Source organism: Pseudomonas sp. GW822-FHT01E03, assembly GCF_058802985.1.
On record NZ_JBXAOQ010000020.1, the window covers coordinates 12,387 to 24,266 of the forward strand.

The 11,880-nt window shown below is 61.3% G+C and carries 8 protein-coding genes; all 8 read left to right on the plus strand.

Features of this window, described 5'->3' with window-relative positions:
- The first annotated feature begins 98 nt into the window (after positions 1 to 98).
- The 8 genes from AC1RP7_RS26675 to AC1RP7_RS26710 all read left to right on the plus strand — a co-directional run bounded on the left by AC1RP7_RS26675 (position 99) and on the right by AC1RP7_RS26710 (position 11,845).
- The gene (locus tag AC1RP7_RS26675) at positions 99 to 1,967 is read left to right on the plus strand and encodes an extracellular solute-binding protein (protein WP_493183349.1); all 1,869 of its coding nucleotides are present in this window, start codon (positions 99 to 101) and stop codon (positions 1,965 to 1,967) included.
- Positions 1,967 to 3,028: a microcin C ABC transporter permease YejB gene (locus AC1RP7_RS26680; protein WP_057714611.1), complete on the plus strand. Its 1,062-nt coding sequence runs from the start codon at positions 1,967 to 1,969 to the stop codon at positions 3,026 to 3,028. Before AC1RP7_RS26675 ends, AC1RP7_RS26680 begins: the two co-directional genes overlap by 1 nt.
- Entirely contained in the window at positions 3,028 to 4,050 is a 1,023-nt protein-coding gene (locus tag AC1RP7_RS26685) for an ABC transporter permease (RefSeq protein WP_057714609.1), read from the plus strand. The genes AC1RP7_RS26680 and AC1RP7_RS26685 overlap by 1 nt, the downstream gene beginning before the upstream one ends.
- A gap of 26 nt (positions 4,051 to 4,076) precedes the next feature.
- Complete coding sequence (locus AC1RP7_RS26690) at positions 4,077 to 5,654, plus strand: ABC transporter ATP-binding protein (protein ID WP_057714606.1); 1,578 nt, start codon at positions 4,077 to 4,079, stop codon at positions 5,652 to 5,654.
- A gap of 155 nt (positions 5,655 to 5,809) precedes the next feature.
- Positions 5,810 to 7,225 carry a sigma-54 interaction domain-containing protein gene (locus AC1RP7_RS26695; protein WP_493183347.1) on the plus strand — a complete coding sequence of 472 codons (1,416 nt, stop codon included), beginning with the start codon at positions 5,810 to 5,812 and terminating at the stop codon, positions 7,223 to 7,225.
- A 286-nt stretch (positions 7,226 to 7,511) separates the two neighbouring features.
- The gene (locus AC1RP7_RS26700) at positions 7,512 to 8,903 is read left to right on the plus strand and encodes a GntP family permease (RefSeq protein WP_223501972.1); all 1,392 of its coding nucleotides are present in this window, start codon (positions 7,512 to 7,514) and stop codon (positions 8,901 to 8,903) included.
- 7 nt (positions 8,904 to 8,910) lie between these two features.
- On the plus strand, positions 8,911 to 9,684 hold the full coding sequence (locus AC1RP7_RS26705; protein WP_154859795.1) for a 3-hydroxybutyrate dehydrogenase: 774 nt from the start codon (positions 8,911 to 8,913) through the stop codon (positions 9,682 to 9,684).
- Between the two features lie 205 nt (positions 9,685 to 9,889).
- Entirely contained in the window at positions 9,890 to 11,845 is a 1,956-nt protein-coding gene (locus AC1RP7_RS26710) for an acetoacetate--CoA ligase (protein WP_493183344.1), read from the plus strand.
- Positions 11,846 to 11,880 lie beyond the last annotated feature (35 nt).

Sequence of the window (11,880 nt, forward strand, 5' to 3'; positions counted from 1 at the left end):
GGTGGGCCGTTGTGTTTTCAACGCGCAATACGGCTGGCGAGGGACGCGCCGCTAGCGTACAAATTGTCGTTAACGACCTCCCGGTTCTAAGGCTGACAATGCGACTGGCTTTCCCTACTTTGCTGTTCACGGCCGTGGCCCTGCTGATGGGTGCCTGGGGCGTGCATGCGGCACCGCAACCGGCAATGACCGTGTACGGCGAACCGGCGAAATACCCTCCCGGCTTCAGTCATTTCGCCTACACCAACCCGCAGGCCCCCAAGGGTGGCACGATGCGGCGATCGGCGATCGAAATCGGTCAGTTCGATCATGTTTTGCCTTACATCGACAAAGGCATCGGCGTTACACAGATTGACGGCTTGATCTACTCGCCACTGGCCCAACGCTCGCTGGACGAGCCTTATACCGTTTACGGTCTGGTGGCTGAGAAGATGGAGCGTTCAGAGGACGGCCTGTCCCTGCGCTTTTACCTCAACCCCAAGGCGCGTTTTGCCGATGGCAAACCGATTACCGCCCAAGACGTGCGCTACACCTTCGACCTGCTGATGACCCAGGGCAGCCTGCGCTACCGAACCCAATTCGCCGACGTCAAAAGCGTCGAAGTGGAATCGCCACTGACCATCCGCTTTGATTTCAAGAACAACGAAAATCGCACCCTGCCCCTCGATATCGCAACCTTGCCGGTGTTTCCCGAACACTGGTGGAAGAGCCGCGATTTCGCCGGTGGCGGCGGCTATGAAGCGCCGTTGGGCAGCGGCCCCTACAAAGTAGGCAAGATCGATTCGGGGCGCAGCATCACGTTCGAACGCAATCCCGACTGGTGGGGCAAGGATCTGCCGGTCAGCCGTGGCCTGTACAACTTCGATCATTTCAGCATCGAGTACTTCGGCGATACCGACGTGGCGCGCCAGGTCCTGCGCGGGGGCGCCTATGACTACAACCGGGAATTTTCCGCCACCGCTTACTCCATCGGCTACGAAAGCCCGGCCCTGAGCGATGGTCGCCTGCAAAAAGCCCACCTCGCCACCGAGGCGCCGCAACCGGCCCAGGGTTTTGTGTTCAATCTGCAAAAGCCCCTGTTCCAGGACCGTCGCGTGCGCCAGGCGCTGGTGATGCTGTGGGACTTCGAGTGGAGCAACCGGCAGATGATGCGCGACATGTACATCCGCCAGCAGAGCTTTTTTTCCAATACCGATCTCGCGGCCCGGCAACTGCCGGATGCCGGTGAGTTGGCGATTCTCGAACCGCTGCGCGGGCAGATTCCCGACGAAGTCTTCACCAAAGTGTTCGAGGCGCCGAAGACCGATGGCAGCGGCGTGATTCGTGACAAGCAGTTGCAGGCCCTGGACTTGCTCGAACAGGCCGGCTGGAAACCCGATGGCGACCAACTGGTCAATGCCCACGGCGAACCGCTGAGCTTCACGTTCCTGGTCAGTCAAAACGGCATGGACCGCCTCCTGTTGCCCTATAAACGCACGCTGAAACAGATCGGCATCGACCTGAACATCCGCCGCATCGACTCGTCCCAGTACGTCAATCGCCTGATGAGCCGCGACTACGACATGATCGTCACCGGCTACCCGGTCACCACCTCTCCGGGGGGCGAACTGGTCAATTACTTCGGTTCGGAGGCGGCCACCGACCCTGGCTCCAACAACTACATGGTGCTGAAGAACCCGGCGGTGGACACCCTGATCACCGGGCTGATCCGCGCCAATACCCAGGCTGACATGTTGCATTACGCCCATGCCCTGGACCGGGTGCTGCAATGGAATTACTACTGGATTCCCAACTATTACCCGCCGGGCACCTCAACGGTGTGGTGGAACCGCTTCGGCATCCCGAACGTGCAAGCGAGTAATGACGAAGCCATCGAGAGTTGGTGGGAGATGAGCACCACGCCATTGACCAACCAACAGATGACGGCCGAGCGTATCAGCCGAGGCAAACCCGGAGGGCCGCACTGATGTGGGCTTACATATTGCGGCGCCTGCTGCTGATCATTCCGACGCTGGTGATTATTCTCCTGGTCAACTTTGTCATCGTCCAGGCCGCGCCGGGCGGGCCAGTCGAACAGGCCATCGCGCACCTGCAAGGCATTGGCGGCGCCGCGGTCGGCGGCGGTTCCGGCGAGTCCGTGAGCGGCAAGTCCCGTGCCAGTCGCGGGCTCGACCCGCAGCTGATCAAGGACATTGAAAAACAGTACGGCTTCGACAAACCGGCCCACGAACGCCTCTGGCTAATGCTCACCAGCTACGCGCGCCTGGACTTTGGCAAGAGTTTCTTCCGCGGCGCCACCGTCACCGACCTGATCCTCGAAAAAATGCCCGTGACCATTTCCCTCGGGCTCTGGGCGACGCTGATCACCTACCTGGTGTCGATTCCCCTGGGCATCCGCAAGGCCGTGCACCATGGCAGCCAATTCGACATCTGGAGCAGTACCGCGATCATCATTGGCTATGCCATGCCGGCGTTCCTGTTTGCGATGTTTCTGATCGTGATCTTTGCCGGTGGCACTTCGCTGAACTGGTTTCCGGTCCGCGGGCTGGTCTCGGACAACTTCGAATCGCTGTCGACCCTTGGCAAGGTGGCCGACTACTTCTGGCATCTGGTGTTGCCCGTGACTGCCCTGGTGATCGGCGGATTCGCCACGCTAACCATCCTGACCAAGAACTCGTTCCTCAATGAAATCACCCGCCAGTACGTAGTCACCGCCAGGGCCAAGGGCTTGAGTGAACGACGGGTGCTCTACGGGCACGTGTTCCGCAACGCCATGCTGCTGGTGGTGTCGGGCATTCCCCAGGCGTTCATCAGTGTGTTTTTTGCCGGTTCCCTGCTGATCGAGGTGATCTTCTCCCTCGACGGCCTCGGCCGCATGAGCTACGAAGCGGCAGTGTCCCGGGACTATCCGGTGGTGTTCGGCTCGCTGTTCATCTTCACCCTGTTTGGCCTTCTGATAAAACTGGTCGGCGACCTCTGCTACACCCTGGTCGACCCGCGTATCGACTTCGCTGCGAGGAACGCCTGATGCTCAAGCTTTCACCGCTGGCGCGTCGCCGCTTCGAGCGCTTCAAGAAAAACCGTCGGGGCTGGTGGTCGCTCTGGTTGTTTGTCGGCCTGTTCCTGATGACCCTGGGCGGCGAACTGATCGCCAACGACAAACCGTTAGTGGTCAGCTATCAAGGCCAGTGGTACTTCCCGGTCTTCAAGCGCCACACCGAACAGGCCTTCGGCGGGCAACTGCCGTTCCAGGCCGACTACCGCAGCGACTACGTGCAGAAACTGATCAAGAAGGATGGCGGCTGGTTGCTGTTTCCACCGATTCCGTTCAGTGACGACACCCCCAACTACGACCTGAACAAGCCTGCCCCCAGCCCACCCTCCAGCGTCAATTGGCTGGGCACCGACGACCAGGCACGGGACGTTCTGGCCCGGGTGATCTTCGGTGCCCGGGTGTCGATCCTGTTTGCCTTGATGCTGACCTTTGTCAGCGCCCTGATCGGCATCGCGGCCGGAGCCCTGCAAGGCTATTACGGCGGCTGGGTGGATTTGCTCGGCCAGCGTCTGCTGGAGGTGTGGTCCGGGTTGCCGGTGCTGTACCTGCTGATCATCCTGTCGGGCTTCGTCGAACCGAATTTCTGGTGGCTGCTGGGAATCATGGCGCTGTTTTCATGGCTGGCCCTGGTGGACGTGGTGCGCGCCGAGTTCCTGCGCGGGCGCAACCTGGAATACGTCAAGGCCGCGCGCGCGCTGGGCCTGACCGACCGCAAAGTCATCGTGCGGCACATTCTGCCCAACGCCATGAACGCGACCTTGAGCTACTTGCCGTTCATTCTGACCGGGGCGATTTCCACCCTGACGGCGCTGGACTTCCTCGGCTTCGGCATGCCCGCGGGCAGCGCTTCCCTGGGTGAACTGATTGGCCAGGGCAAGCAGAACCTGCAAGCGCCATGGCTGGGACTGACGGCGTTCTTCACCCTGGCGCTGATTCTTTCTTTACTGGTGTTCATTGGCGAAGCACTGCGCGACGCTTTTGATCCTCGGTCTTGACCCTCGATCTTGATGCGGATGTTGATATGACCAACCTGATCGAAATCCGTGACCTCAGCGTGGCCTTCAGTGGCCAGACCGTGGTGCGCAATCTGTGCCTGGACATCCGCCCCGGCGAATGCCTGGCGCTGGTGGGCGAATCGGGCTCGGGCAAGTCGGTGACGGCCCACTCAATCCTGCAACTGCTGCCGCAAACCGATACCGAGACGACAGGCAGCATCCGCTATCGCGGCCAGGAACTGGTGGGCGCCGATGCCGGCAAGTTGCGCAAACTGCGCGGCAATCGCATCGCGATGATCTTCCAGGAACCGATGACCTCCCTCAACCCGCTGCACAGCATCGAAAAACAGATCGGTGAAACCTTGCTGGTGCACAAAGGCCTGGCGGGCAAGGCGGCGCAAGCGCGGATCCTCGAATTGTTGCATCTGGTAGGCATCCAGAAACCCGAAGAGCGCCTCAAGGCCTATCCCCATCAATTGTCTGGCGGACAGCGCCAGCGGGTGATGATCGCCATGGCCCTGGCGTGTGAACCGGAACTGCTGATTGCCGACGAACCGACCACCGCGCTGGATGTGACGGTGCAGCGCAAAATCCTGCTGCTGCTCAAATCCCTGCAACAGCGGCTGGGCATGTCGCTGCTACTGATCAGCCATGACCTCAATCTGGTGCGCAGCATCGCCCAGCGCGTGTGCGTGATGAAGGCCGGGGAAATCGTCGAGCAGGCGCCGTGCGAAACCCTGTTCACCGAACCCAGGCACCCTTATAGCTGCATACTGCTGCACGCCGAACCCGAGGGCGAAGCCTTGCCCCGGGACGAGCGCGAAAACGTACTGGAGGTGGACAACCTGCAGGTGCGGTTTCCTGTCGGTGGTGGCCTGTTTCAGCGCAAGACCTGGCTGCGTGCAGTGGATGGCATCAGCCTGAATATCCAACGCGGCAAGACCCTGGGTATCGTCGGCGAGTCCGGTTCGGGAAAGTCCACCCTTGGCCAGGCGATCCTGCGTTTGCTCGACTCCGAAGGCGGTATTCGCTTTCAAGGCCAGGCGCTGGACGGCCTGACGCAAAAACAGCTACGGCCGTGGCGCAAAAAGATGCAGGTGGTGTTCCAGGACCCTTTCGGCAGCCTCAGCCCGCGGATGTCGGTCGCACAGATCATCAGCGAAGGCCTGGAAGTGCACAGCCAGTTGAGCACTGAAGAGTGCAATGCCGAAGTGATCCGGGCACTGAACGAAGTCGGCCTTGACCCCCAAAGTCGCCATCGCTATCCCCACGAGTTCTCTGGCGGGCAGCGTCAACGTATCGCCATCGCCCGGGCGCTGGTGCTGAAACCGGCACTGATCCTGCTCGACGAACCAACCTCGGCGCTGGACCGCACGGTGCAAAAACAAGTGGTCGCCCTGCTCCGTCAGCTTCAGGAAAAGTACGGATTGACCTATCTGTTCATCAGTCATGATCTGGCAGTGGTGCGCGCCCTGGCCCACGACATGATCGTGATCAAGGACGGAAAAGTGGTGGAACGCGGCGCCAGCCATGAGGTGTTTGACTCACCGCAGCATCCGTACACCAAGGAGCTATTGGCGGCGGCGATGTTGGGGCAGGCATAATCTGGCCGTTAGACCGCATCGCGGCCATCGTCGGAACGCCGCCCGGAGCAAGCTCGCTCCCACAGGGGATTTGTGAACGACACAGATCAACTGTGGGAGCGAGCTTGCTCGCGATGAGGCCACCACAGGCAATACACAATCAGGATCAGCCCCCCATGAACACCACCGAAAGCCTCAAGGACTACCAGCGCGTTCGCTTGCTGGCGATCCGTTCGCTGTTCGAAATCATCGAACAATCAAGCGAGGGCACGGTGATTGTCGACCGCGATGCCAACATCGTCTGGATGAATGAGCGCTATGCCCGGCGCTTCGGCCTGCCATCGGCCGAAGTCGCGATCGGCAAGCCCTGCGAAAGCGTGATCCCCGGCAGCCTGCTGCGTGAGGTGGTGCGCACCGGCCGGCCGATTCTGCTGGATATGCAAGACACCTCCAAAGAACCGCTGGTGGTCATGCGCCTGCCGATTCACGACGATGCCGGCGTAGTCATCGGCGCCATCGGTTTCGCCCTGTTCGACGAGTTGCGTAGCCTGTCGCCGATGCTCAAGCGCTACATGAGCATGCAGGAAGAACTGGCCTCCACCCGCTCGCTGCTGCGGGCGCGGCAGACCAGATACAACTTCGCCCACTTCATCGGCACCAGCGCCGCCAGCCTGGAAGTCAAACGCCGCGCCCGGCGCAGTGCGAGCACCGAATCGCCGGTATTGCTGCTCGGCGAGACCGGCACCGGCAAGGAGTTGCTGGCCCAGGCGATCCACAACGCCTCGCCCCGCGCGCACAAGGCGTTTGTCAGTATCAACAGCGCGGCGATTCCCGAATCGCTGCTGGAGGCCGAATTCTTCGGCACTGCCCCCGGTGCGTTTACCGGTGCCGACCGCAAGGGCCGCGCCGGCAAATTGCAGATCGCTCAGGGCGGCACGCTGTTCCTCGACGAAATCGGCGACATGCCGCTGCCCCTGCAAAGCAAACTGCTGCGTGTGCTGCAGGAAAAGGAATTCGAGCCGGTGGGCTCCAACGAAGTGATCCAGAGCGATGTGCGGGTGATCGCCGCGACCTCTACGGACCTGGAAGCCGCGATCAAGCGCGGCGAATTCCGCGCCGACTTGTACTACCGGCTCAACGTGCTGCCGATCCAGGTTCCGCCCCTGCGTGACCGCCTCGATGACGTGCCGGCGCTCAGTGAGGCCATTCTCGAGGAACTGCGCAGCCAGCATGAATTGCACCACGAAGCCCTGGAACTGCTGGGGCAACACGCCTGGCCGGGGAACATCCGGGAGCTGCGCAATGTGTTGGAGCGGGCCGCGCTGCTCAGTGATGATTTGCGCCTGACGGTGGCGGACATCCGCGGGGCGATCGGTACATTCATACCGGTGGAACGCGTGGCGCCCTTGACCATCGAACCGCTTGCCCAAGAGACGTTCAGTGTGGCGCGGGAGCGATTTGACCGGCAATTGATCGAAACCACCCTCGCGCAATGCGGGGGCAAGGTGCCTGATGCAGCGGCACGGCTGGGGCTTGGGCGGTCGACGCTGTACAAGAAAATGGCGGCACTGGGGATTGCAGAGTCTCAATAAAGAGACATTAGTCTCAATTGCTAGACAAACCATCGCGAGCAAGCTCGCTCCTACAGTAGACCGCGTTCTACTGAACTACTCCGTCCCACTGTGGGAGCGAGCTTGCTCGCGATGAGGCCAGCACCACCGCCAAAAGTCTCTAATTAGAGATAAAGCATTCGAACTCAACCCTCATAAATAAAATATATTCTTATATTTCAACAACTTAACAAGATGGCACAAAACTCGCTATACGCCTCTCCCACCAGGCTTCACCCAACAAAAATAACAACCCAGGAGACACACCATGAGTGTGATCATTGCCTTGGCAGCCCTCGCGCTGCTGATGCTGGCTGCCTACCGTGGCTACAGCGTTATCCTTTTTGCCCCGATTGCCGCCCTCGGCGCTGTCCTGCTGACTGACCCGTCTGCCGTCGCCCCCGCTTTCACCGGGGTGTTCATGGAAAAAATGGTCGGCTTCATCAAGCTGTATTTCCCGGTGTTCCTGCTCGGCGCGGTGTTCGGCAAGCTGATCGAACTGTCCGGTTTCTCGCGCTCCATCGTCGCTGCAGCCATTCGCCTGCTCGGCACCCGCCAGGCGATGCTGGTGATCGTGCTGGTCTGCGCCTTGCTGACCTACGGCGGCGTATCGTTGTTTGTGGTGGTGTTCGCGGTCTATCCGTTTGCCGCTGAAATGTTCCGCCAGAGCAACATCCCCAAGCGACTGATCCCGGCGACCATTGCGCTGGGCGCCTTCTCGTTCACCATGGACGCCCTGCCCGGCACGCCACAGATCCAGAACATCATCCCCAGCACCTTCTTCAACACCACCGCCTGGGCGGCGCCGTGGCTGGGCGTGATCGGCACGATCTTCGTGTTCTGCGCCGGCATGCTGTTTCTCCAGCGCCAGCGCAACAAGGCCCAGCGTACCGGTGAAGGCTATGGTTCGGACCTGCGCAACGAGCCGGAAACCGCCGCCGACCTGAAGCTGCCCAACCCGTGGCTGGCGCTGTCGCCACTGCTGGCGGTGGGCATCATGAACCTGCTGTTCACCCACTGGATTCCACAGGTGTACGGCAAGACCCACAGCCTCGCGCTGCCGGGCATGGCCACGCCGGTGACCACGGAAATCGCCAAGCTCACGGCGATCTGGGCGGTACAGGCAGCCTTGCTGGTCGGCATCCTCATGGTGCTGGTGTTCGGCTACAAGGCGATCAGCCGCAAGCTGGCCGAAGGCAGTAAAAGTGCGGTCAGCGGTGCCTTGCTGGCGGCGATGAATACGGCCTCGGAATACGGTTTCGGCGCGGTGATCGCGTCCCTGCCGGGTTTCCTGGTACTGGCCGACTGGCTCAAGAGCATTCCCAACCCACTGGTCAACGAAGCGATTACCGTGACCCTGCTGGCCGGCATCACCGGTTCCGCCTCGGGCGGCATGAGCATCGCGCTGGCGGCGATGTCCGAGCAGTTCATCAGCGCAGCCCATGCGGCGAACATTCCGCTGGAAGTGCTGCACCGGGTCGCCGCGATGGCCAGCGGCGGCATGGACACCCTGCCGCACAATGGCGCGGTGATTACCCTGCTGGCGGTCACCGGGCTGACCCACCGCGAAGCTTACAAAGATATTTTCTGTATTACGCTGATCAAGACCCTGGCGGTTTTCGTGGTGATCGGCACTTTCTACGCCACTGGCATTGTGTGAGGTATTCATGACGACTCTTTCGGGCAAGACCGCACTGGTCACCGGCTCCACCAGCGGCATCGGCCTGGGGATCGCCCTCAGCCTGGCCAAGGCCGGGGCCAACCTGATCCTCAATGGCTTTGGCGATGCCTCCCAAGTGATCGCCCAGGTGCAACAGTTTGGCGGCAAGGTCGGCCATCACCCGGCCGATGTCAGCGATCCGGCGCAAATTGCCGACATGATCGCCTACGCCGAGCGCGAGTTCGGCGGCGTCGACATTCTGGTCAACAACGCTGGCATTCAACACGTGGCAGCGGTGGATGAGTTTCCGGTGGAGCGTTGGGATTCGATCATCGCCATCAACCTGTCGTCGGTGTTCCACAGCACCCGCTTGAGCCTGCCGGGCATGCGCGCCAAGGGCTGGGGCCGGGTGATCAACATTGCCTCGGTGCATGGCCTGGTCGGTTCGGTGGGCAAGGCTGCCTATGTCGCCGCCAAGCATGGGGTGATCGGCTTGACCAAAGTGGTCGCGCTGGAAACCGCAACCACCCAAGTCACCTGCAACGCGATCTGCCCAGGCTGGGTATTGACGCCGCTGGTGCAAAAGCAGATTGATGATCGTGCCGCCAGTGGAGTTGACCCGCAGCAGGCGCAGCACGATTTGCTCGCTGAAAAGCAGCCATCGCTGGAATTCGTGACACCGCCGCAACTGGGTGAACTGGTGCTGTTCCTGTGCAGCGAAGCCGGCAGCCAGGTGCGGGGCGCGGCGTGGAATGTTGATGGTGGGTGGTTGGCGCAGTGACTGGCTGATAGACCCTTGTGGCGAGGGGGCTTGCCCCCGTTGGGTGGCGAAGCCGCCCCAAAAACTCACAGACGATTCAGGTTGTCTGATTCACGACTGCTTCGCAGCCGAACGGGGGCAAGCCCCCTCGCCACACAAGCTCCCTCGCCACAAAAGCCGGCGCCACATCAGCCTGTGTGAAGGCATAAAAAAGAAGAGGCAAACCATGTCCGACATCCTCTGGCAACCCGACGCCAAACGCATTGGCAAGACCCGCATGGAAGCCTTTCGCCGCTTCATCAATCAGCGACACCACCTCAAGATCGACGACTACCCTGCCCTGCACCAGTGGTCCATCGATCAACGCCCGGACTTCTGGCAGGCCATCGTCGATTTCTTCGACATCCGCTTCCACGATCAGCCCGACGCCGTGCTGCTCGAAGGCCCCCGGATGCCCAGCGCCCAATGGTTCCCCGGTGCAACGCTGAACTTTGCCGAACACCTGCTACAGCGTCGCGACGATGCGATCGCCGTGATAGCCGTCGGCGAAAACGGTCAGCGTGAACATTTGACCTGGGCTGAACTCGCCGAGCAGGTCGCCGGTTTTCAGAATGGCTTGATCGCCGCCGGCGTCGGTGTGGGTGACCGGGTCGCCGCGTGCATGCCCAACACCTGGCAGACACTGGTGGCCATGCTCGCCACCACCAGCCTTGGCGCTATCTGGTCCTGCTCCTCACCGGACTTCGGCACCCAAGGGGTGGTTGACCGTTTCGGTCAGATCGAACCGAAAGTACTGGTGACCTGCGCCGGCTACCGCTATGCCGGCAAGGAGATCGACCAGACCGCCAAGGTCAACGAGATCCTCCAGCGTCTGCCTTCGCTGCAACAGCTGATCGTCGTGCCTTACGCCCGGCCACAGGCGCACATCGAAGAATTCCACACCCAGGCCAACGTGACGCTGTGGGACGATTTCTACGAACCCGGCGGCGAGCCGGATTTCGTCCCCGTGCCCTTCGCCCATCCGCTGTACATCCTCTACTCCAGCGGCACCACCGGCGTGCCCAAATGCATCATCCACAGCACCGGCGGCGTGTTGCTGCAACACGTCAAGGAACACGGCCTGCATGGCGATCTAGGCCCCGGTGAACGGCTGTTCTACTACACCACCTGCGGCTGGATGATGTGGAACTGGTTGGTGTCGGCACTGGCCACCGGCAGCTCCGTGGTGCTGTACGATGGCTCACCGTTCCAGCCCGAGCCACAACGCTTGATCGACCTGATCGACGACGAACGCATCAGCGTCTTCGGCACCAGCCCCAAATACCTCGCTACCCTGGAAAGCAGCGGTATCAAGCCCCGTGAAAGTCATGATCTGGGCAGCCTCAAGACGTTGCTTTGCACCGGCTCGGCACTGTCGCCGCACAGTTACGACTTCGTCTATCGCGACTTCAAGGCTGACGTGTGCCTGGCTTCGATGTCCGGCGGCACCGACATCGTCTCGTGCTTCGTCAACGGCAACCCGATGTCGCCCGTGCGGCGCGGCGAAATCATGGGCAAGAGCCTGGGCATGGCCGTTGAAGTGTGGAACGACGAAGGCCACCCGGTGATCGGTGAAAAAGGCGAACTGGTCTGCACCCGGCATTTCCCGGCGATGCCCATTGGCCTGTGGAACGATCCTGATGGCGAAAAACTGCACAAATCCTATTTCAGCCTGTTCCCCTGCGTCTGGGCCCAAGGTGATTACGCCGAACAACTGCCCCATGGCGCAATGATGATCCACGGTCGCTCCGATGCCGTGCTCAACCCCGGCGGCGTGCGCATCGGCACGGCGGAAATCTATCGCCAGGTGGAGAAAGTCCCCCAGGTGCTCGACTGCGTGGCGATCGGTCAGCAGTGGCAGGACGACGTGCGGGTGGTGCTGTTCGTGCGCTTGCGCGACGGGCTCGAACTGGACGAGGCCCTGCAACAGCAGATCCGCCAGGTGATTCGCGCCAATACCACGCCGCGTCATGTGCCGGCGAAGATTGTGGCAGTGACGGACATTCCCCGGACCATCAGCGGCAAGGTCGTTGAGCTGGCGGTGCGCAATGTGGTGCATGGGCAGAAAGTGAAGAACACTGATGCCTTGGCCAATCCCGAGGCACTGGAGCAATTTCGTGACCGGCCCGAACTGATGGATTGAAATGGGATTACCTGTGGGAGCGAGCTTGCTCGCGA

Bases quoted from the DNA above. Each gene is read 5' to 3' on its own strand.
- AC1RP7_RS26710 (WP_493183344.1), top strand. From the start codon at position 9,890: ATGTCCGACATCCTCTGGCAACCCGACGCCAAACGCATTGGCAAGACC.
- AC1RP7_RS26675 (WP_493183349.1), top strand. From the start codon at position 99: ATGCGACTGGCTTTCCCTACTTTGCTGTTCACGGCCGTGGCCCTGCTG.
- AC1RP7_RS26680 (WP_057714611.1), top strand. From the start codon at position 1,967: ATGTGGGCTTACATATTGCGGCGCCTGCTGCTGATCATTCCGACGCTG.
- AC1RP7_RS26690 (WP_057714606.1), top strand. From the start codon at position 4,077: ATGACCAACCTGATCGAAATCCGTGACCTCAGCGTGGCCTTCAGTGGC.
- AC1RP7_RS26705 (WP_154859795.1), top strand. From the start codon at position 8,911: ATGACGACTCTTTCGGGCAAGACCGCACTGGTCACCGGCTCCACCAGC.
- AC1RP7_RS26695 (WP_493183347.1), top strand. From the start codon at position 5,810: ATGAACACCACCGAAAGCCTCAAGGACTACCAGCGCGTTCGCTTGCTG.
- AC1RP7_RS26685 (WP_057714609.1), top strand. From the start codon at position 3,028: ATGCTCAAGCTTTCACCGCTGGCGCGTCGCCGCTTCGAGCGCTTCAAG.
- AC1RP7_RS26700 (WP_223501972.1), top strand. From the start codon at position 7,512: ATGAGTGTGATCATTGCCTTGGCAGCCCTCGCGCTGCTGATGCTGGCT.